A 20,503-nucleotide genomic window follows, 5' to 3' on the forward strand; every position below is an offset into this window, starting at 1 on the left:
GATTCGAACCCGTGTTACCGCCGTGAAAAGGCGGTGTCTTAACCCCTTGACCAACGGACCATATATTCATTAACAGAACATATCCCATTATATCAGAATTTAACTAATTGTCAAGCACTAAATTCTAAATTTTGCTCTTCGATTAATTTTTTGACACGTTTGATATTGCTTCTTGAGATTGGACAAGAATACCCTTCTTTCAACAACAACTGTTTCCTTTTCTTATCCATTCCAACGATCATACTTCTATTCACGATATAAGATTGATGGGGACTGAAATATCTCTCCTCCACATCTTTCTCCAAAACATCTGATAAACTTCCTGCAATTTCTTTTTGAAAATTTTTCCCAACTAAGTTTAATTTATAAGCAGAACCAACAGTTTCAATATAAAGAATATCTTTAAATGGAATTTTTATCTTTTTATCCTTAAAGTCATACTCAAAATAATCTGTCAAATCATCATTTCCAATTTGAATAGTTGTTAGGTACTCAATACACTCCTTGATTTTTAATCTAAATAAATCTTCATTCAAATTTTTATCAATAAAATCCAAGGCAGATACTTTATAACGATAGGTAATCGAAGCGAATTCTGATTTTGTAGTAATAAAAACAATAATAGCATAAGGATTTGCTTCTCGTATTTTTTGAGCAATTTCTAGCCCACAGTACTCATTATCTTGGATATGAATATCTAGAAAATATAATTGGTGGATATCCGAATGCTGGATATAATTTTCAAATTCCGTAATTTTACCAGTAGAAATCACATCAAGTTTAATTTCTAATTCCTTAGCAATTTCTGCAATGTGTTTTTCTACCCGTATCTGTTGAGAGAGCTCGTCTTCTAATAAAAAAATCTTCATTCTTGTTCATATCCTCCAATCTTCAAAACTTGTAAAAAACGATTTCCTTGCAATTCTGTTTCTAAAAACATCGTTCCATAATTTGCTAAGATTTTTCTCACATTATTTAATCCTAGTCCTCTATTTTCTCCTTTTGTCGAATAGCCTTCTTCATATATTTTCTTGATATCAAAAGTGATTTCATTTGTTGTATTATGAATCACTAAGTAAACAATTTTTGAAATAGAAAAAATAGCAACATGAACTTTCTTTTCTTCCGCTTCTTTTGAAGCTTCCAAAGCATTTGTCACCAGAATTCCAACAATTCTTACGATATCTAATAAATCAACTGGTAGTTGCTCAATTGGTTCACTTGTTTCAAAGGTCATTTCTACCCCAGCATCTCTTGCATCCAACCAGCCTCGAATCAAAATACTTCGTAAAGCAGAATCTTTGATATTGACCAAGTTGAATCCTGATAATTCTTCTGTGTTTATCTCTTTATAACCTTTTTCCAATACTTCTCTATGGATTCTCTGTATTTCTGGAATATTTTCTTCCTTGATAGCTAATGACATAGAAATCACCAAATTTCCCAAATCGTGACGAAATCCCCTAACAATAGAATAGAGGCTTTGAATTTCAGCCATATACCGACTCATTTGTTGCTCAGAAAATTCTTTATACTCCAGTTCTAAATTTTTACGATACTGATCTCGCTCGATTTTCATATGAAATAAGCTGACTACAAAAGAGAAAAAACAAATCGTTGCCAACATACTCCCAAAATTTTTATATTGCGCTTGCTCACTAATCCATAAAGCAAAATTAATCACTACAAATATGGCGAAATAGACACAGATAAGTCTCCTTAAATATTTTTCAAATTCTTTCTCATAAAAAGGAGTGAAATCAAATTCAAATAAGTCAATTAACTTCAAGATGATCACTAAAGAAACCAAACGAATGCACATATTGTAAACAATCGAGTAAGCTGCTACAAAAGTATCTCCTATTACTGAAGAGACAATTATCGTCAGAAAAGTTGCTGTTCCTTCAACCGCTAAATAAGTAAAAAAAGAATAAAAAATGGCGCACAAGCGATTCGTCCGATTGGCATAATGATAATAAGGATATAAATAAACCGGCCATAAGAGCATATTTAAATCAGAGAGTCGAATATTTGAAAATAAAGTCACATCTAAAAATACTAAGAGACTTTCAAAAAGAAGAACAAAGGTGCTCAGCAGAAAGATAAATGCAAATTGATGTTCCTGATAGATTTTTTCGTCCACTAATGCAAACGTCAGAACAATGATCCCTCCCAAGAGAAAAGACAAGATTAATGACTGAATCACACAAACTCTCCCATTTTGTTTTTTCTATTTTATTATACTCTAGTATTATTATAAAAAAATAAAATTTTATATACAAAAAATTATAATATAAAATAGCCTAAAATTAAAGGGAAACGATAAAATTGTAATCTTTTTAATGTTTTTGTTACAGGATTGAAAACTATTTTACACAATTTATATAATCTATACTTTGCACTATATAGGGATTATTAGTTATTTTTCAAAAAATTACTAATAAATCATTCCATTGCTATTTGTCTATAGTAAAGTATACAAAAATTAACAGATAATGAAAATTTATACATTTTTATAAAAAGAAAAGATGCAGCAAAAACTGCATCTTTCGTTTGATCCCAGCAGGATTCGAACCTGCGACCGTTCGCTTAGAAGGCGAATGCTCTATCCAGCTGAGCTATGAGACCGAACTTACTTCATTTTAGCAGAAAAAGGAAGGAGCGTCAAGGTTATTTATGGTAAGGGCTCCCCTGTTGAATCATGAAAGCACGATAGATTTGTTCCACCAACACTAATTTCATCAACTGATGAGGAAGAGTTAATTGACCAAAGCTCATTAATAGATTTCCTCTTTTTTTCACTTTGGGAGACAGACCAAGACTGCCTCCAATAACAAAAGTAAGGTTTGAATAACCAGATGTCATAATCTGGTCAATCGTTTGACTAAATTTCTCTGAAGGAAATTGTTTTCCTTCGATGGCCAATACAATCACATATTCCTTATCTGAAATTTTAGAGAGAATTCGTTCCCCCTCTTTTTCAAGAATTTGTTGATTTTCGAGTTGACTAGCACGATCTGGAGTTTTTTCATCAACTAACTCAACCTGTTCTACTTTTGCAAATCGACCAAGCCTTTTAATATACTCCGCGATCCCATCTTTTAAGTATTTTTCTTTTAATTTTCCAACAGTTATCAATTTTATTTTCATTCTCCTATTGTAGCATAATTCTTTAATTCCACAAATAATCCACAGGTACAGAAAGGAAAGCCGTTCTATAAAGTCCTTTTTAAAGCTATTTCTAAACTAAATGTTACAAGTTATCCACAATTTGTGGATAACTTTAATTATTTAAGTTATAATTAAGAAAGTTTGTCTATACTCTAGACAATTTGATAACCTTAGGAGGAAAATATGAAATCTTCATCTAATTTACTGAAAAAAGTTGTGAACATAGCCCTCATTTTTGTTGTGGGTTTACTAGGTGGGCTTCTTGGAACCTTTTTAATATTGCAAACAACCCATTCTTCTACTTCCAATACTGAAAGTAAGCAAGTCCACTCAACCACTGTTAAAACAGCCTATAAAAATACGACCTCAACTAGTGAGGCCGTCGATAAAGTAAAAAATGCTGTGGTTTCTGTGATCACTTACTCTGATTCTTCGAATCAAGGATTGTTTGAAAAAGAAGACAATTCAGACTCACAAATTTCTAGTGAAGGTTCTGGGGTCATTTATAAAAAAGAAGGAAAATATGCTTACCTTGTTACCAATACCCATGTGATCAATGGTGCAAAAAAAGTAGATATTCTCTTAGCAGATGGTAATAAAGTCCCTGGAGAAGTAGTTGGATCAGATGTCTATTCCGATATTGCAGTAGTTCGCATCAGTGCGGATAAAGCAAAGGCAGTAGCTGAATTCGGAGATTCAAACCAATTAACGGTCGGTGAGACTGCGATTGCAATCGGTAGCCCTCTTGGAACTGATTATGCTAATTCTGTTACCCAAGGAATTATTTCTAGCCAAGGTCGCAATGTGAAATTGAAAGCCGATAATGGACAAAATATCTCTACACGCGCCTTACAAACAGATGCTGCCATCAACCCAGGGAATTCTGGAGGTCCATTAATCAATATTCAGGGACAAGTCATCGGAATTACCTCAAGTAAAATTTCAAATAACGGACAAACTTCAGTAGAAGGAATGGGCTTTGCAATTCCTGCAAATGATGTTGTCAATATTATCAAACAACTAGAAGAAAAAGGAAAAGTGGTTCGACCAGCTCTTGGAATCCAAATGATGGATTTATCTAATCTTTCAACTTCTGATTTAAGCCAATTAAAACTTCCTGAAAAAATCTCTGGAGGAGTACTGGTTCGTTCAACACTTGAAAATATGCCTGCTTCAGATAAATTGCAACGCTACGATGTGATCACAAAGATAGACGATACAACTATCGAGTCAACTGCAGATTTACAATCTGCCCTCTATTCTCACCAAATCAATGATACGATCAAGGTCACATTCTATCGTGATGGAAAACAACAAACAACTTCTATCAAGTTAACAAAATCAACTGAGGATCTTAGTGAGTAATTCTTATCCTATTGACATACTTGTAAACACACCTTTACGAATTTGTAAAGGTGTGTTATTCTATTCATAAGATGGAAAAATTAGAAAAGATAGCGGTAAAGGACATTCGAACTAATCCTTTCCAACCAAGAAAAGTATTTGATCAAGAAAAATTAGAAGAACTGGCTCAGTCAATCAAAGAAAATGGCTTAATTCAACCCATTATTGTCAGAAAATCTCCGATTATTGGTTTTGAATTACTTGCAGGTGAAAGACGTTTTAGAGCTTCAAAAATTGCTGGATTAAAGCTTGTTCCTGCGATTATTAAAGAGTTAACTGATCAAGAAATGATGCGACAAGCCATTATCGAAAATCTTCAACGAGAAGATCTCAATCCAATTGAAGAAGCTATATCCTACCAGAAGCTAGTTGATCATGGCTATAAGCACGACCAAATCGCTCAATTTATGGGGAAATCTAGACCTTATATCAGCAATATGCTTCGCTTGTTACATCTAGCTCCCTCTGTTCAAGAGGCAGTCATTCAAAATGATATTTCTTCGGCTCACGCGCGTGTTCTCGTTCCTCTTGATGAAGAAGAGCAGCGCTTTTGGTTGGAGCGAATCAAACAGGATCATTTAAATGTTCGAACATTAGAGAACAAGATCAGTTCAAAAAGAAAACAGAAAAATAAAAAAGTAAAAGAAAATTTCCTACTAGAAGAGGAACAACGATTGAAAAAAATATTGGGAACAGAAGTGACGATACACTCCTCTTCGCAAAATAAAGGAACTATCCAAATTTCTTTTTCAAGTCTCGATGAATACCAACGAATTATCAACAGCCTAAAATAAGGCTGTTATTTTTATTTTTGTATTGACAAGTTTTTCCACCATAATAATCTTTTGTAAATATCATAAAAATAAGGATATTCTCTAGTTATCCCCACTTTGTGGATAACTTTTAAAAACAATGTGAATTTAAATCCACAACCTGTGGAAAAGTTTAAAAATATAATTTTCTTCCCTAAAATTTAGCCTGTGGAAAACTATTTTCGTTTGTGGTAGAATAGGAGTAAGTATGATTTGATACAATTCAAGAAAAGGAGGGAAGTCTGATAGTGTCACAAGAAGAGCAATTTTGGTCTCGTTTTTTAGAATTAGCCCAATTACAACTAAAAGATAGTGCGTATGACTTTTTTGTCGCTGATTCAAAATTAGTCAAAATCGATGGAGAGACAGCTACCATTTATCTTGATGGAAATTATAAAGAATTGTTTTGGGAAACAAATCTAAAAAATGCTTTGATCACAGCCAGCTTTGAAGTCTACAATACAGATTTGAAGTTCCATTTCGTTTTTGAAGATACCGAAGAAATTCCTAGTAATCATAGCAGTGAGAATAGGAGACTGTCTTCAGGTAGCTTAACAACCGAACCGTTACCTAAAATTGATACAGGTCTGAAATCGAAGTATACCTTTGATAATTTTGTGCAAGGGGATGGAAATATTTGGGCGAAAGCAGCAGCGCTTGCAGTTTCTGAAAATCTTGCAACAACTTACAACCCTCTCTTTATCTATGGTGGACCAGGGCTTGGAAAGACTCACCTATTGAATGCAATTGGAAATCAAATCCTAGAAAATATTCCAAATGCACGGGTTAAGTATGTCCCAGCAGAAACCTTTATTAATGAATTTTTAGAGCACCTTCGATTAGGAGAAATGAAGACGTTCAAGAATACCTATCGAAGTTTAGATCTTTTATTGATCGATGATATCCAGTCACTTGGTGGTAAAAAAGTCACGACTCAAGAGGAATTCTTTAATACCTTTAATGCCCTCCATAGTGACAACAAACAGATTGTTCTAACAAGTGATCGAAGTCCGGATCATTTAGATAGTCTTGAAGAGCGGTTAGTTACTCGTTTCAAATGGGGACTAACTCAAAATATAACACCACCAGATTTTGAAACTCGGATTGCCATCTTACGGAACAAAATTGAAGATCTAGACTATATTTTTCCTAATGACACACTAGAATATCTAGCTGGTCAATTTGATTCAAATGTCCGAGACTTAGAGGGGGCCTTAAATGATATTTCTTTAATGGCGAAGGTAAAGAAACTAAAAGAAATTACGATCGATGTTGCAGCTGAAGCTATTCGAGCTCGTAAAAATGATAATAGCAAGACGCTTGTCATCCCTATTGAAAAAATTCAGGAAGCAGTTGGAGCCTTCTATGGAGTCAGTGTAAAAGAAATCAAAGGTTCTCGAAGAGTTCAGAATATTGTCCTAGCACGACAAGTGGCTATGTATCTTTCAAGAGAGATGACGGACAACTCACTTCCTCGAATCGGAAAAGAATTCGGTGGGAAAGACCACACGACTGTAATTCATGCCTATGAAAAAATTAAAAGTATGGTCGATACAGATGATAATCTTCGACTCGAAATTCAAAGCATCAAGAAAAAATTAAATTAATCTGTGGATAACTTTCTATAAACTTCTAGGGGTTATGCACAATTTTTAAACAAGTAACTTTTTAAGTCGTAGATAGGATTCTGAGAGTTTTCCACAACTTCCACACAACCTACTATTACTATTAACTTACTAATAATAAAATAAATAAAAGGAATGACCATGATAAATTTCTCTATTAACAAAACTTTATTTTTACAAGCACTAAATACTACAAAAAGAGCTATCAGTTCAAAAAATGCTATTCCAATCCTCTCAACAATTAAAATAGATGTAACTCCAGAAGGAGTTGCCTTATCTGGATCGAATGGCCAAATTTCAATTGAAAACTTTATTTCTATTAAAGATGAAAATGCAGGTTTATTAGTGACTTCTCCAGGTTCTATTTTATTGGAAGCAACTTTCTTTATTAATGTGGTTTCAAGTTTACCAGATGTTACTTTAGATTTTAAAGAGATTGAACAAAAACAAGTTCTCTTAACAAGTGGTAAATCAGAAATTACACTTAAAGGAAAAGATGCAGATCAATATCCACGTATCCAAGAAATTGCTGCAAGTAATCCATTAGTTTTGGAAACAAAATTATTAAAACAATTGATTAATGAAACGGCATTTGCAGCAAGCGTACAAGAGAGTCGTCCAATTTTGACAGGCGTTCACTTTGTTTTATCAGATAATAGAGAGCTAAAAACAGTAGCAACAGACTCTCACCGTATGAGTCAAAAAGTGATTACACTGGAGAAAAATGGAGACAACTTTGATGTCGTCATTCCAAGTCGTTCTCTTCGTGAATTCACCTCTGTCTTTTCTGATGATATTGAAACAGTTGAAGTTTTCTTTGCTAACAATCAAATCCTCTTTAGAAGTGAACACATTAGTTTCTATACCCGTTTGCTAGAAGGAAATTACCCTGATACAGACCGTCTCATTCCAACAGAATTCAATACAGAGGCAACCTTCAATGTAGCCAACCTTCGATTTGCAATGGAGCGTGCTCGTCTTCTTTCAAATGCGACTCAAAACGGAACGGTTAAATTAGAGTTCAAAAATGGAGTGGTTTCATCCCACGTTCATTCACCAGAAGTTGGACGAGTAAATGAAGAGATCGATACTAGCTCCGTTTCAGGAGAGGATTTGTCTATTAGCTTTAATCCAACTTATTTGATTGAGGCGCTCAAAGCTATTGACAGTGAACAAGTTGTGATTCGTTTTATTTCTTCTGTTAGACCGTTTACCTTGGTTCCAGAAGGAAATGAACAAGGGTTCATTCAATTAATTACGCCAGTTCGCACAAATTAACATAGGTGAATCATGTATACGTTAGGTGATTTTGTAGAAATGAAAAAGCCTCACGCTTGTGTGATAAAAGAAACAGGCAAGAAGGCAAATCGTTGGGAAATTACGCGACTTGGTGCAGATATAAAAATCAAGTGTAGCAATTGTGATCATGTGGTCATGATGAGTCGTCATGATTTTGAACAGAAAATGAAGAAAGTATTATAAAAGGTTCAGTCACTTATGTGACCGAACCTTTTCAATTATTTTAATTCTTCAAATTTTCCATTTTTAACTTCTTTGAAACCACTTTGTTTTAACATATCAACAGTTGATTTGTAGCTGACATAGTCGACTTTTTTATCTTGTCGGGTAGTCAATAAATTCTTTTCAATCAGTTGATCTAAATTTGCTTTTTCATAATTGAGAGTTGTTGTTTCAACCATGTATTTATCATTGAACTCAGCAGAATGAGTAAATCCTTTGACGTCTTTGTTATCTTCCTCGTATTTGTCAACTATTTCTTTTAATTGATCTTTTGCAACTCCAGCTTCTTTGTAGTAAATAGTATTAATGGTTTGGTTACTAATTGTTTTATCGCCTTTGTGTTCAAATGTTACTCGAATATCTACTTTTCCATCTTGGTTAATCTTTTGAAGATAGGATTTTTGAACAGATTGTTGTCCACAAGCTCCAAGAAGAAAGAGTGTAAAGATAGCGATTAAAGAAAGGAAAATAGATTTCCATGTTTGTTTTTTCATCTGAAAAACTCCTTTGTTAGTTGTTAAATAAAGTATACCATATTTATCTTTTTAGAACGTTACAGTTTGATGAAAAAATCTAGTTTCAAAGGTCATGAAATATTTCATTTTTCATCACTTGTCTTTTGAATTATGTTATAATAAAAGAGATTGAAATTTGAACGGAGAAAAAGAAAAATGGCATTAACAGCAGGTATCGTTGGCTTACCAAACGTTGGTAAATCAACCCTATTTAACGCAATTACAAAAGCAGGAGCAGAGGCCGCAAACTATCCCTTTGCGACCATTGATCCAAACGTCGGTATGGTAGAAGTTCCTGATGAACGACTACAAAAATTAACTGAAATGATTACTCCTAAGAAGACAGTTCCGACCACTTTTGAATTTACAGATATTGCTGGAATTGTAAAAGGTGCATCAAAAGGAGAAGGTCTTGGTAATAAATTCTTGGCTAACATCCGTGAAGTAGATGCTATTGTCCATGTAGTACGTGCTTTTGATGATGAAAATGTCATGCGGGAGCAAGGGCGTGAAGATGCCTTTGTCGATCCACTGGCAGATATCGATACTATCAATTTAGAATTAATTTTAGCCGACTTAGAGTCTGTTAATAAACGTTATGCGCGTGTAGAAAAAATTGCTCGGACACAAAAAGATAAAGATTCCGTTGAAGAATTTAATGTTCTACAAAAAATCAAACCAGTTCTTGAAGATGGTAAATCAGCTCGGACGATTGAATTCACAGAGGAAGAACAAAAAGTGGTGAAGGGACTTTTCCTTTTGACTACCAAACCAGTTCTTTATGTAGCAAATGTGGATGAAGATGTTGTTGCAGATCCAGACTCTATTGACTATGTTAAGCAAATTCGTGACTTTGCGGCGACAGAGAATGCGGAAGTAGTTGTGATTTCTGCGCGTGCTGAGGAAGAAATTTCTGAGCTAGATGATGCAGATAAGCAAGAATTTTTAGAGGCAATTGGTTTAACAGAGTCTGGAGTTGATAAACTCACGCGTGCAGCTTACCATTTACTAGGACTTGGAACTTATTTTACAGCTGGTGAAAAAGAAGTACGTGCTTGGACTTTCAAACGTGGTATGAAAGCTCCTCAAGCTGCTGGTATCATCCACTCTGATTTCGAAAAAGGATTTATTCGTGCAGTGACTATGTCTTATGATGATTTGGTGAAATACGGATCTGAAAAGGCTGTAAAAGAAGCTGGACGCTTACGAGAAGAAGGAAAAGAATATGTTGTCCAAGATGGTGACATCATGGAATTCCGTTTCAATGTTTAAGAAAGTTAAAAATATATAAAGGTTGGAAAAAATATTTCCAACCCTTTTAGCGTTTTTGAAAGGAAAAGAGATGACGAAATTAATTGTTGGATTAGGAAATCCAGGGGATAAGTATGTTGAAACCAAACACAATGTAGGCTTTATGTTAGTGGATCAAATGGCAAAGTCTTTAAATATTACTTTCTCCCATGATAAGATTTTTCAAGCTGATATTGCCTCAACATTTTTGAATGGAGAAAAGATCTATTTTGTGAAACCAACCACCTTCATGAATGAGAGTGGAAAAGCAGTCCATGCTCTTCTGACTTATTATGGTCTGGATATTGAAGATCTTTTGGTCGTTTACGATGATTTAGATATGGAAGTTGGCAAGATTCGTCTTCGAGCTAAAGGATCAGCTGGAGGTCATAACGGAATCAAATCGATTATCAATCATATTGGAACTCAGACTTTTTATAGAATTAAGATTGGAATTGGAAGACCTAAGCAGGGTATGTCAGTTGTTCATCATGTCTTAGGAAAATTTGATAAAGACGATTACATCACCATTCTACAAACAATCGATCGAGTAGAAGAAGCAGTTAACGATTACTTGGTAGAAGAAAATTTTGAAAGAAGCATGCAGAAATACAACGGGTAAGTAGATGAATGTAATTGATTTAGTGAGTCAAAACTCCAACCTTTTATCCTGGCAACAAGGATTGCAGAAAAATAATAGGGAGCTAATTTTAGGATTATCTGCGACTACTAAGGCTATTGTAATGGCTTCAGCCTTTGATTCTATTGAAAAAGCAGTCCTCATCACCTCCAGTTATAACGAAGCGGAACGATTGGCTAGTGATTTTATTGCCTTACTTGGAGAGGACAAAGTCCATACATTTTTGGGAGATGATAACCCTTTAGCAGAATTTGTTTTTGCTTCACAAGAAAGGCAATTTGCACGATTAGAGGCTTTGAACTTTTTATGTCAAGAGGATCGTAAAGGTATCCTTGTGACCAATGTGAGTGGTATCAAACTACTATTACCTTCTCCTAAAGTTTTTGTATCTAGCATTTTTCAATTGAAGGTTGGTCAAGAAATAGACTTAACTACTCTGAGTGAAACATTACAGAAAATCGGCTATCAAAAAGTGGGCCAGGTTTTGCAACAAGGTGAGTTCAGTATACGAGGAGATATTTTAGATATCTTTGAGATCGACCAACTCCAACCCTATCGGATTGAATTTTTCGGAGATGAGATTGATGGGATCCGAATCTTTGACCCAGAAAGCCAGCGTTCTGTTGAAAATGTCGAAGAAATTCAACTGAAAGCAGTGAGTGATCTATTATTGCAAGAGGAAGATTTCATCCGTGGTCAGAAGCAAATCGAAAAATTGCAAGAACAGAGCGCGAATGAAGAATTTAAATCTTATCTAGCAGAAATTTTAGGAGATATTTCTCAAAGAAAACTCCATCCAGATCTTAGAAAATTTATAAGTTTCTTTTATGAGAAACAATATACATTATTTGATTATCTCCCTAAACATACTCCTGTCTTTCTTGATGATTATCAAAAAATAGCCGATCAAATAGCGAGATTTGAACTAGATACAGCTAATCTCTTGACGGAAGATTTACATAAAAATAGAGCTTCTTCTCACCAAGTTTATTTTGCAGACACCAGTACAACATTACGAAAATATACACCTGCAACTTATTTTTCAAACTTTCAAAAAGGATTGGGAAATCTGAAGTTTGATCATTTGTATCAATTTAATCAATACCCAATGCAGGAGTTTTTTGGACAATTTGATTTACTAAAAGAGGAAATTGAACGGTATCGAAAATCAAACTATACAGTTATTGTCCAAGCAAGTTCTCACCACAATCTTCAACAGCTCCATAAAAATTTAGAAGAGTATGGAATTCGATTAGATTATATCGATGGGGATGCGATCATCCCTCAAGCTAGTCAATTAATTGTTGGAGGACTAGCTCACGGTTTTCAATTTGTTGATGAAAAAATTGTCTACATTACAGAATCAGAGATTTATCAGAAAAAGATCAAGCGAAAGATTCGCAGGCAAAATATTTCCAATGCAGAACGTCTAAAAAATTATAATGAACTGGAAAAAGGGGACTATGTTGTTCACCAAGTTCATGGTATTGGTCAATATTTGGGAATTGAAACGATTGAAATTTCTGGTGTCCATCGTGATTATGTCTCCATTCAATATCAAAATGGAGATCGCATCTCGATTCCTGTCGATCAGATTCAGATGTTGTCCAAATACGTTGCAAGTGATGGAAAAACGCCAAAAATTAACAAATTAAACGATGGTCGTTTCCAAAAAACGAAGCAAAAGGTTCAGACCCAGGTGGAGGATATTGCGGATGATTTGATAAAACTCTATGCAGAGCGTAGTCAATTAGAAGGTTTTGCTTATTCTTCAGATGATGAAAATCAAGAAGCTTTTGAACAAGATTTTCCATATATTGAAACAGATGATCAGTTGCGCTCCATTGAAGAAATCAAAAAGGATATGGAATCGAATCGTCCGATGGACCGACTGCTGGTTGGAGACGTTGGTTTTGGGAAAACAGAGGTTGCTATGCGAGCAGCCTTTAAGGCAGTAAATGATCATAAACAAGTAGCAGTGCTGGTTCCTACGACTGTTCTTGCCCAACAACATTATGCCAATTTTAAGGAGCGTTTTGAAGCTTTTGCGGTAGAAGTTGCTGTTTTAAGTCGTTTCCAGAGTAAAGCAGAGCAGAAGGAAACGCTTGAAAAATTGAAGAAAGGACGAGTGGACATTATTATTGGAACTCACCGGTTATTGTCTAAAGATGTCGTCTTTTCAGACTTGGGCTTGATTGTGATCGATGAAGAGCAACGTTTTGGAGTAAAGCATAAAGAAACCTTGAAAGAATTGAAAAAAAAGGTGGATGTGCTTACCTTGACAGCTACCCCTATTCCTCGGACGCTCCATATGTCTATGCTAGGAATTCGAGATTTGTCTGTCATTGAAACACCTCCGACCAATCGGTATCCTGTGCAAACTTTTGTACTAGAGACCAATCCAACTATTATTCGAGATGCTGTGTTGCGGGAGATAGATCGTGGAGGTCAAGTGTACTATCTTTACAATAAGGTAGATACGATTGAGCAAAAAGTATCCGAGTTAAAAGAGTTGATTCCAGAGGCTTCGATTGGCTTTGTTCATGGCCAAATGAGTGAAGTTCGCCTGGAAAATACCTTGTTGGATTTCATTAATGGCGAATACGATGTTTTAGTGACGACAACCATTATTGAGACAGGTGTGGATATTCCAAATGCCAATACACTCTTTATTGAAAATGCGGATCATATGGGACTTTCAACTCTTTATCAACTAAGAGGTCGTGTGGGACGAAGCAACCGAATCGCTTATGCTTATTTGATGTATCGTCCAGACAAATCTCTTACAGAAGTGTCTGAAAAACGTTTAGAAGCTATTAAAGGTTTTACTGAGTTGGGGTCTGGATTTAAAATTGCGATGCGAGATCTATCGATCCGTGGAGCAGGGAATATTCTTGGAGCTTCTCAATCTGGTTTCATCGATTCAGTTGGTTTTGAAATGTATTCTCAATTGTTAGAAGAAGCTATTGCTAAGAAACAAGGCCAAGAGCATCGCAGGCAAAAGAGTAATGCAGAGTTGAACCTTCAAATAGATGCTTATTTACCTAATGAATATATTTCAGATCAACGTCAAAAAATTGAAATTTACAAACAAATTCGTGAAATGAATTCTGCGAGTGACTATGAATACTTGCAAGATGAATTGATTGATCGTTTTGGAGAATACCCAGATGTTGTCGCCTATCTACTTGAAATTGGTTTAGTGAAAGCTTACTTGGATCAAGTCTTTGTCCGTCTTGTTGAGAGAAAACAACAAAAATTGACAGTGAAATTTGAACCTATTGCCAAACAACTGTTTTTAACACAGGATTATTTCAAAGCTCTGTCAATGACACAGTTGAAGGCACAGATTGCTGAAGAAAAGGGATTAATTGAAGTAATCTTTGATATTCGAAACAAGAAAGATTTTGAAATTTTAGAAGCTCTGAAGCAATTTGGTCAAACCTTATTGGAAATTAAACAGGAAAAAGAAGAGAACTAGCAGTTCTTAGCTCATTTTTCGCATTTTATGTATAAAAAATGATACAATACTATGTTAGAGGTGACAGTATGAGATTAGATAAATATTTGAAAGTTTCTCGCATTATTAAGCGTCGCCCTGTTGCAAAGGAAGTTGCAGATAAAGGGCGAATCAAAGTTAATGGAGTATTAGCCAAAAGTTCAACGGATTTGAAAGTGAATGATCAAATCGAAGTTCGTTTTGGAAATAAAGTATTGACGGTTAAAGTCTTGGAAATGTTGGATAGTACCAAAAAAGAAGATGCATCCAAAATGTACGAAATCATTAGTGAAACAAGGATAGAAGAAGATGCCTAAAAATATCGTTCAAATGAACAATAAGTATATCAAAGACGAAAGTCAGCGAAAACGTTTTTTAGAAGAAGAAAGAAAAAAACGCAATCGTTTTATGGGACTCGTCTTGATATTGGTCATGTTACTGTTTATTCTTCCAACTTATAATTTAGCTCAGAGCTATCAATCGCTACAAGATAAAAAAGAACAATACAAACAGTTGGAAAAAGAGTATAAAGAGACAAGTGAACAAAAAGAATACCAACAAGACATCGCTAAAAAATTAAAAGATGATGATTACGCAACAAAATATGCACGCGCCAAGTATTCTTTTTCAAAAGATGGTGAATATGTTTATACCATCCCAGATTTACTCCCCCAATAACCGATGGAAAATATTTTACAAACAGTTAAACAATTTCTTGAATTTTCGGATGAAAAATTAGAGGAATTAAAAAAGAAAAACCAAATGATCAAACTTCAAAAGGATGAAAAGGAAAGGAATACAGGTGTCTAAACGATTTCTGCTCCTATTGTTAGTTCCAATTTTATTTATTGGGTCTCAAGTAGCGAGTGTTGAGCAGTCTGAGTCTTCTCAGACAATAGCTCATCCATCAGAACTTTATTTTTCTTCAATTCCAGCAAACCCTAATGTCTATCGCAAAATTTCTATTTTCTCTGATCCTCAGTTGAAAAAAATACGAGGAGAAATTCTTCCAAATTCACCGTTTACAATCGAACAACTCTTTGTAAACGATGAAGGGAAAGCTGTATTTAAAATAGCAGAGAAAGGGTATATATTAGCAGATTCTTCTGTCATTTTTTCTGATGTTGTACAAGAAACACAAGAAAAAAAACAGGACATGTGGCTAAAACCTGGTTTTAAAGTGTACGACCGCCCCTTAATAAATGGTGCAAAAGAAAAAAATACACCTCTTTCTCCTTATACACAAGTGACAGTCTTACGTACAGCTAAGACTTTACGAGATGAGTTTGTGGAGATTGAAGGTCAGGGCTGGGTGAACAAAGCATTCGTCACTGAAAAAGATAATCGAATGGAAAAAGTCCAGGAATTGTTAAATAGTAAATACAATTCTCCTTCGTATGGAATCTACGTAAAACAATTAGCGACTGGAAATACTGCTGGAATAAATCCGCAAAAAGAAATGTATTCTGCCAGTGTAACGAAATTACCATACTTGTACTATGTCCAAGAACAGCTCAATAAAAAAGCCATTTCTCCATCTACAACCTACAAGTATATTCCAGAAGTCAATGACTTTAAAGGTGGTTATGAACCAGAAGGAAGTGGTAGTATTTCAAAAACAGCAGATGGTAAGGATTATAGTGTCCAAGAATTAGTAGATAAGATTGCAAAAGAATCCGATAATGTTGGCCATAATATCTTGAATTATTATGTCACTCATCAATCAGATCAAGATTTCCAAAAAACTTTGGATAAAATTGCAAAAAAGCATTGGGATGTTGAAAAAAGAGAAGCATCCGCTGAAATGGCTGGTAATGTCATGGAGGCTGTCTATCAACAGAATGGCTCAATTATTGATGCGCTCTCCTCTACAAAATTCGATGATCAACGGATTGCGCGTGACCTTCCAGTAAAGGTTGCTCATAAAATTGGAGATGCCTATGATTTTAGACATGATGTTGCGATTGTCTACACAAATTCACCCTATGTACTAGCCATTTTTACAGATCATTCGAATTATGATACGATTTCCAATATTTCAAAGGATATCTATGAGGTATTGAAATAATGGAAAAGCGATTTTTAGAGTTTTGTGAAAAACAAGATCTATTTACTTCCCATCGTCGTGTTTTAGTTGCCTTATCGGGTGGATTGGATTCAATGAATCTGTACGAACTTTTAGAAAAGAACAAAGAACGATTGAAAATCCAACTGGTACTCGCTCATGTTAATCATGGACAAAGACCAGAATCAGATTTAGAAGAAAGAGAACTTCGAACACTAGCTGACAGGCGCAAGACACGTATCCACGTTGCTCACTATTTGGGTGATTTTACAGAAGCAAAAGCTCGTACCTTTCGTTATGATTTTTTTAGACAGATTATGGAGAAAGAGAATTGTACTGCTTTAGTAACAGGCCATCATGCAAACGATCAAGCTGAAACAACTTTCATGCGCTTGATAAGAGGAACTAAATTACGTCACTTGAGTGGCATTCCTGTACGCCAACCATTTGGAAAAGGTGAATTAATCCGTCCTTTATTGAGTTTTACCAAAGATGAGCTGATGAAAATCCCTCACTTTGAAGACAGTAGTAATTCCTCGCAGGATTATTTTCGCAATCGTGTACGCCATCAATACCTTCCAGAATTTGAAAAAGAAAATCCTCAAATGCAAGCAAGTCTTCGCTATTTAGCAGAGGAAGTGACTCAGTGGCACAAAGCACTGAAAGAATTGACTAGCGAGTTTACTATTCAAGATTTAGCTTCTTTTAGAACTTATTCCGATTCTGTCCAGTCTTTCTTATTAGAAGAGTATCTGGCACAATTTCCAGATTTACAACTTGGTAGAGTCCAGTTTCAAGAATTACTAGATTTACTAAGAAAAAAAAGAAATTGTGTCCATTATTTAAAGTCGAATTATGAACTCCATCAAGAATATGATTTCTTTGAAATACAAAAAATCAGTCAAAAGTCGGATGACCAAGTCCTCCCATTTTTGTTAGAATTTGGGAATATCTTTGAGATTGCAAATTATAAATTATCTTTTGGCCACCCATTAGTAGGGAAAAATGTGGAAATTCTTTCTGTTTCACGCGAAACGCCCATCTTAATTAGAAGGCGAGAGGAAGGAGATCAGCTGCTTGTTAATGGCCACCATCAAAAATTAAGGCGGTGGTTTATCAATCATAAAATTCCAATTTCTCTTCGGCAAAAGGCTCTCATTTTAGAACAGAATCATAATATTCTTTCAGTCGTGGGATTGGTAACGAGTGATTTGAGTAAGCCCTCAAAAAGTGGTATAATGAAAGATAGTCTTTATATTCAAAAAATAGATAGGTAAAAACATGTTAGAAAAAGATATAAAAAAAGTATTGGTTTCACATGATGAAATTGTAGAAGCAGCAAAAAAATTGGGTGAAACCCTAACAAAAGAGTATCAAGGAAAAAATCCTATTTTCGTTGGTATTTTGAAGGGTTCTGTTCCATTTATGGCAGAGTTGATCAACCATGTTGATACTCATATTGAATTAGACTTTATGTTGGTGTCAAGTTATCATGGCGGTACAGCAAGCTCAGGTATCATTAATATTATCAAGGATATTGATCAGGATATTACAGGTAGAGATATTTTATTTGTGGAAGATATCATCGATACAGGTAAAACCCTCAAGAGTCTAAAAGAACTCTTTGAAGAACGAAATGCAGCATCTGTGAAGATTGCGACATTATTGGATAAACCTGAAGGACGTTTGGTTGAGATCGAAGCAGATTATACTTGCTTTACGATTCCGAATGAGTTTGTTGTCGGATATGGTTTAGACTATGAAGAAAATTATCGTAACCTACCATATGTTGGTGTATTAAAAGAGGAAGTGTACTCAAAATAGAGGAGACTAGATGAATAACAGAAAAAACAACGGTTTTGTTCGAAATCCTTTTCTGTATTTGTTGATTATTGTAGCGGCTGTGACAGGATTCCAGTACTTTTTTGCGGGTAATGGAGTTGGTCAAAGTCAGCAAATCAACTACACAGAATTGGTCAAGGAAATTAAAAATGATAATGTCAAAACGATTAGTTACCAACCAAATGGTAGTGTGATTGAAATTGCAGGGACCTATAATAAAGCAAAAGAATCAAAAGAAGATACAGGGATTCAATTCTTTACTCCGAGTGTTCAAAAAGTATCTCGCTTTACTAGTGTCATCCTTCCATCTGATATCACCGTCAATGAATTACAAAAATTAGCAGCTGACCACAAAGCAGAAATCACCATCAAGCGTGAGAGCTCAAGTGGCATGTGGATAACAATTCTCACTTCAATTGTTCCATTTGTTATCGTCATGTTCTTCTTCTTCTCCATGATGAACCAAGGCGGTGGCGGAGGTGCTCGTGGTGCGATGAACTTTGGTCGCAATAAAGCCCGTGCTGCTAATAAAGAAGATATTAAAGTTCGTTTTTCAGATGTAGCAGGAGCTGAGGAAGAAAAACAAGAACTTGTTGAAGTTGTTGAGTTTTTGAAAGATCCAAAACGCTTTACTAAATTAGGAGCAAGGATTCCAGCAGGTGTGCTTCTTGAAGGCCCTCCGGGAACTGGTAAAACCCTTCTAGCAAAAGCAGTAGCTGGAGAAGCTGGAGTACCATTTTTCAGTATCTCTGGTTCTGACTTTGTTGAAATGTTTGTCGGAGTCGGAGCTAGTCGTGTTCGTTCACTTTTCGAAGATGCTAAAAAAGCAGCCCCAGCCATTATCTTTATCGATGAAATTGATGCTGTTGGGCGTCAACGTGGTGTAGGTCTTGGTGGCGGAAATGATGAACGTGAACAAACCCTCAACCAACTTTTGATTGAGATGGATGGTTTTGAAGGCAATGAAGGAATTATCGTGATCGCAGCAACAAACCGTTCTGATGTTCTTGACCCTGCCCTTCTTCGTCCTGGCCGTTTTGACCGTAAAGTATTGGTTGGACGTCCAGATGTGAAAGGTCGTGAGGCGATTCTTCGTGTTCACGCTAAGAATAAACCACTTGCTCAAGATGTCGACTTAAAACTGGTTGCTCAACAGACACCAGGATTTGTCGGTGCTGATCTTGAAAATGTTTTGAATGAAGCAGCCTTGGTAGCGGCTCGTCGAAATAAAAAAGTAATTGATGCGGCTGATATCGATGAAGCAGAAGATCGTGTTATTGCAGGTCCATCTAAAAAAGATCGGACGATTTCACAAAAAGAACGTGAAATGGTTGCTTATCATGAAGCTGGTCATACGATCGTTGGTCTTGTCTTATCAAATGCTCGTGTGGTTCATAAAGTTACCATTGTTCCACGTGGTCGCGCAGGCGGTTACATGATTGCCCTTCCTAAAGAAGATCAAATGTTACTTTCTAAAGAAGATATGAAAGAACAATTAGCAGGGCTCATGGGAGGACGTGTTGCCGAAGAAATTATTTTCAATTCGCAAACAACAGGTGCTTCAAATGACTTTGAACAAGCAACCCAAATGGCGCGTGCGATGGTAACAGAATATGGTATGAGTGAAAAACTTGGACCGGTTCAATATGAAGGAAATCATGCCATGTTTGGTGCCCAAAGTCCACAAAAAATGATTTCAGAACAAACAGCTTACGAAATCGATGAAGAAGTTCGTGGTCTGTTGAATGAAGCCCGTAATAAAGCTGCGGAAATTATTCAAGGAAATAGAGAAACGCATAAACTGATTGCCGAAGCTCTATTAAAATATGAAACCTTGGATAGTGTCCAAATTAAATCATTATACGAAACAGGAAAAATGCCCGAAAATTCAGAACATGAATTAGAAGAAGAAGCAAAACCTCTATCCTATGATGAGATTAAGTCAAAATTAGAAGAAAACAACTAATTTAAAAGAAGGAAAATATTTCCTTCTTTTTTTATTAAAAAAAGTGTTGACAGAGTAAAAATATTCTGTATAATAGAATATGTTGTAAAAATGGTCCGTTGGTCAAGGGGTTAAGACACCGCCTTTTCACGGCGGTAACACGGGTTCGAATCC

Annotated in this window: 19 protein-coding genes and 1 tRNA gene; 15 read left to right on the top strand and 5 right to left on the bottom strand. The window is 35.4% G+C overall.

Annotated elements, in window-relative coordinates:
- Positions 1-110: 110 nt before the first annotated feature.
- The 4 genes from ADI76_RS04815 to rlmH all read right to left on the bottom strand — a co-directional run bounded on the left by ADI76_RS04815 (position 111) and on the right by rlmH (position 3,150).
- Positions 111-869 (bottom strand): LytR/AlgR family response regulator transcription factor, encoded by a 759-nt coding sequence (locus tag ADI76_RS04815; RefSeq protein ID WP_049514967.1) that lies wholly within the window; start codon positions 867-869, stop codon positions 111-113.
- Entirely contained in the window at positions 866-2,206 is a 1,341-nt protein-coding gene (locus ADI76_RS04820; RefSeq protein WP_049514968.1) for a sensor histidine kinase, read from the bottom strand. Before ADI76_RS04820 ends, ADI76_RS04815 begins: the two co-directional genes overlap by 4 nt.
- A 348-nt stretch (positions 2,207-2,554) precedes the next feature.
- Positions 2,555-2,628 (bottom strand) — tRNA-Arg (locus ADI76_RS04825).
- A gap of 42 nt (positions 2,629-2,670) precedes the next feature.
- Positions 2,671-3,150, bottom strand: coding sequence for a 23S rRNA (pseudouridine(1915)-N(3))-methyltransferase RlmH (gene rlmH, locus ADI76_RS04830; protein ID WP_049514969.1), 480 nt, complete (start codon positions 3,148-3,150; stop codon positions 2,671-2,673).
- Positions 3,151-3,354: 204 nt separating this feature from the next.
- Here rlmH and ADI76_RS04835 point away from each other — a divergent pair, with 204 nt between their 5' ends.
- The 5 genes from ADI76_RS04835 to ADI76_RS04855 all read left to right on the top strand — a co-directional run bounded on the left by ADI76_RS04835 (position 3,355) and on the right by ADI76_RS04855 (position 8,494).
- Positions 3,355-4,536 (top strand): S1C family serine protease, encoded by a 1,182-nt coding sequence (locus ADI76_RS04835; RefSeq protein WP_049514970.1) that lies wholly within the window; start codon positions 3,355-3,357, stop codon positions 4,534-4,536.
- Positions 4,537-4,607: 71 nt separating this feature from the next.
- Positions 4,608-5,369 (top strand): ParB/RepB/Spo0J family partition protein, encoded by a 762-nt coding sequence (locus tag ADI76_RS04840; protein ID WP_049514971.1) that lies wholly within the window; start codon positions 4,608-4,610, stop codon positions 5,367-5,369.
- A 266-nt stretch (positions 5,370-5,635) separates the two neighbouring features.
- Positions 5,636-6,994: a chromosomal replication initiator protein DnaA gene (gene dnaA / locus ADI76_RS04845; RefSeq protein ID WP_003002121.1), complete on the top strand. Its 1,359-nt coding sequence runs from the start codon at positions 5,636-5,638 to the stop codon at positions 6,992-6,994.
- Between the two features lie 159 nt (positions 6,995-7,153).
- Positions 7,154-8,290: a DNA polymerase III subunit beta gene (dnaN, locus tag ADI76_RS04850; RefSeq protein WP_049514972.1), complete on the top strand. Its 1,137-nt coding sequence runs from the start codon at positions 7,154-7,156 to the stop codon at positions 8,288-8,290.
- Positions 8,291-8,302: 12 nt separating this feature from the next.
- Positions 8,303-8,494, top strand: a complete 192-nt coding sequence (locus ADI76_RS04855) for a DUF951 domain-containing protein (RefSeq protein ID WP_003002008.1) — start codon at positions 8,303-8,305, stop codon at positions 8,492-8,494.
- A gap of 35 nt (positions 8,495-8,529) precedes the next feature.
- On the opposite strand, the gene ADI76_RS04860 is transcribed toward ADI76_RS04855, so the two are convergent.
- Positions 8,530-9,027 (bottom strand): DUF1307 domain-containing protein, encoded by a 498-nt coding sequence (locus tag ADI76_RS04860; protein ID WP_049514973.1) that lies wholly within the window; start codon positions 9,025-9,027, stop codon positions 8,530-8,532.
- 177 nt (positions 9,028-9,204) lie between these two features.
- Between ADI76_RS04860 and ychF the strand changes: the two genes are divergently transcribed.
- From ychF to ftsH, 10 genes are all read left to right on the top strand, one after another.
- Positions 9,205-10,320, top strand: a complete 1,116-nt coding sequence (gene ychF / locus ADI76_RS04865; RefSeq protein WP_049514974.1) for a redox-regulated ATPase YchF — start codon at positions 9,205-9,207, stop codon at positions 10,318-10,320.
- 70 nt (positions 10,321-10,390) lie between these two features.
- Positions 10,391-10,960: an aminoacyl-tRNA hydrolase gene (gene pth, locus ADI76_RS04870; RefSeq protein WP_049514975.1), complete on the top strand. Its 570-nt coding sequence runs from the start codon at positions 10,391-10,393 to the stop codon at positions 10,958-10,960.
- Between the two features lie 4 nt (positions 10,961-10,964).
- Positions 10,965-14,459, top strand: coding sequence for a transcription-repair coupling factor (mfd, locus tag ADI76_RS04875; protein WP_049514976.1), 3,495 nt, complete (start codon positions 10,965-10,967; stop codon positions 14,457-14,459).
- 68 nt (positions 14,460-14,527) lie between these two features.
- Positions 14,528-14,794 (top strand): RNA-binding S4 domain-containing protein, encoded by a 267-nt coding sequence (locus ADI76_RS04880; protein WP_003002258.1) that lies wholly within the window; start codon positions 14,528-14,530, stop codon positions 14,792-14,794.
- The gene (locus ADI76_RS04885; protein WP_003010764.1) at positions 14,787-15,155 is read left to right on the top strand and encodes an FtsB family cell division protein; all 369 of its coding nucleotides are present in this window, start codon (positions 14,787-14,789) and stop codon (positions 15,153-15,155) included. The genes ADI76_RS04880 and ADI76_RS04885 overlap by 8 nt, the downstream gene beginning before the upstream one ends.
- Positions 15,156-15,158: 3 nt before the next feature.
- A complete protein-coding gene (locus ADI76_RS11795) occupies positions 15,159-15,287 on the top strand; it encodes an SP_0009 family protein (protein WP_003009253.1) in 129 nt (42 codons plus the stop codon).
- Entirely contained in the window at positions 15,280-16,545 is a 1,266-nt protein-coding gene (locus tag ADI76_RS04890) for a serine hydrolase (protein WP_414717183.1), read from the top strand. Before ADI76_RS11795 ends, ADI76_RS04890 begins: the two co-directional genes overlap by 8 nt.
- On the top strand, positions 16,545-17,819 hold the full coding sequence (gene tilS, locus ADI76_RS04895; RefSeq protein ID WP_049514978.1) for a tRNA lysidine(34) synthetase TilS: 1,275 nt from the start codon (positions 16,545-16,547) through the stop codon (positions 17,817-17,819). Before ADI76_RS04890 ends, tilS begins: the two co-directional genes overlap by 1 nt.
- Before the next feature lie 4 nt (positions 17,820-17,823).
- Complete coding sequence (gene hpt / locus ADI76_RS04900; protein WP_045760073.1) at positions 17,824-18,366, top strand: hypoxanthine phosphoribosyltransferase; 543 nt, start codon at positions 17,824-17,826, stop codon at positions 18,364-18,366.
- Positions 18,367-18,376: 10 nt separating this feature from the next.
- Positions 18,377-20,350: an ATP-dependent zinc metalloprotease FtsH gene (gene ftsH, locus ADI76_RS04905; RefSeq protein WP_003002062.1), complete on the top strand. Its 1,974-nt coding sequence runs from the start codon at positions 18,377-18,379 to the stop codon at positions 20,348-20,350.
- Positions 20,351-20,503 lie beyond the last annotated feature (153 nt).

It is taken from the genome of Streptococcus parasanguinis (assembly GCF_001074805.1).
In the GTDB taxonomy this organism is placed as follows: domain Bacteria; phylum Bacillota; class Bacilli; order Lactobacillales; family Streptococcaceae; genus Streptococcus; species Streptococcus parasanguinis_A.

Excerpts from the sequence above, each read along its gene's own strand:
- ADI76_RS04815 (WP_049514967.1), bottom strand. The coding sequence starts at position 869 with ATGAAGATTTTTTTATTAGAAGACGAGCTCTCTCAACAGATACGGGTA.
- rlmH (WP_049514969.1), bottom strand. The coding sequence starts at position 3,150 with ATGAAAATAAAATTGATAACTGTTGGAAAATTAAAAGAAAAATACTTA.
- ADI76_RS04835 (WP_049514970.1), top strand. The coding sequence starts at position 3,355 with ATGAAATCTTCATCTAATTTACTGAAAAAAGTTGTGAACATAGCCCTC.
- ADI76_RS04840 (WP_049514971.1), top strand. The coding sequence starts at position 4,608 with ATGGAAAAATTAGAAAAGATAGCGGTAAAGGACATTCGAACTAATCCT.
- dnaN (WP_049514972.1), top strand. The coding sequence starts at position 7,154 with ATGATAAATTTCTCTATTAACAAAACTTTATTTTTACAAGCACTAAAT.
- ADI76_RS04855 (WP_003002008.1), top strand. The coding sequence starts at position 8,303 with ATGTATACGTTAGGTGATTTTGTAGAAATGAAAAAGCCTCACGCTTGT.
- ADI76_RS04860 (WP_049514973.1), bottom strand. The coding sequence starts at position 9,027 with ATGAAAAAACAAACATGGAAATCTATTTTCCTTTCTTTAATCGCTATC.
- ychF (WP_049514974.1), top strand. The coding sequence starts at position 9,205 with ATGGCATTAACAGCAGGTATCGTTGGCTTACCAAACGTTGGTAAATCA.
- pth (WP_049514975.1), top strand. The coding sequence starts at position 10,391 with ATGACGAAATTAATTGTTGGATTAGGAAATCCAGGGGATAAGTATGTT.
- mfd (WP_049514976.1), top strand. The coding sequence starts at position 10,965 with ATGAATGTAATTGATTTAGTGAGTCAAAACTCCAACCTTTTATCCTGG.
- ADI76_RS04880 (WP_003002258.1), top strand. The coding sequence starts at position 14,528 with ATGAGATTAGATAAATATTTGAAAGTTTCTCGCATTATTAAGCGTCGC.
- ADI76_RS04885 (WP_003010764.1), top strand. The coding sequence starts at position 14,787 with ATGCCTAAAAATATCGTTCAAATGAACAATAAGTATATCAAAGACGAA.
- ADI76_RS11795 (WP_003009253.1), top strand. The coding sequence starts at position 15,159 with ATGGAAAATATTTTACAAACAGTTAAACAATTTCTTGAATTTTCGGAT.
- tilS (WP_049514978.1), top strand. The coding sequence starts at position 16,545 with ATGGAAAAGCGATTTTTAGAGTTTTGTGAAAAACAAGATCTATTTACT.
- hpt (WP_045760073.1), top strand. The coding sequence starts at position 17,824 with ATGTTAGAAAAAGATATAAAAAAAGTATTGGTTTCACATGATGAAATT.
- ftsH (WP_003002062.1), top strand. The coding sequence starts at position 18,377 with ATGAATAACAGAAAAAACAACGGTTTTGTTCGAAATCCTTTTCTGTAT.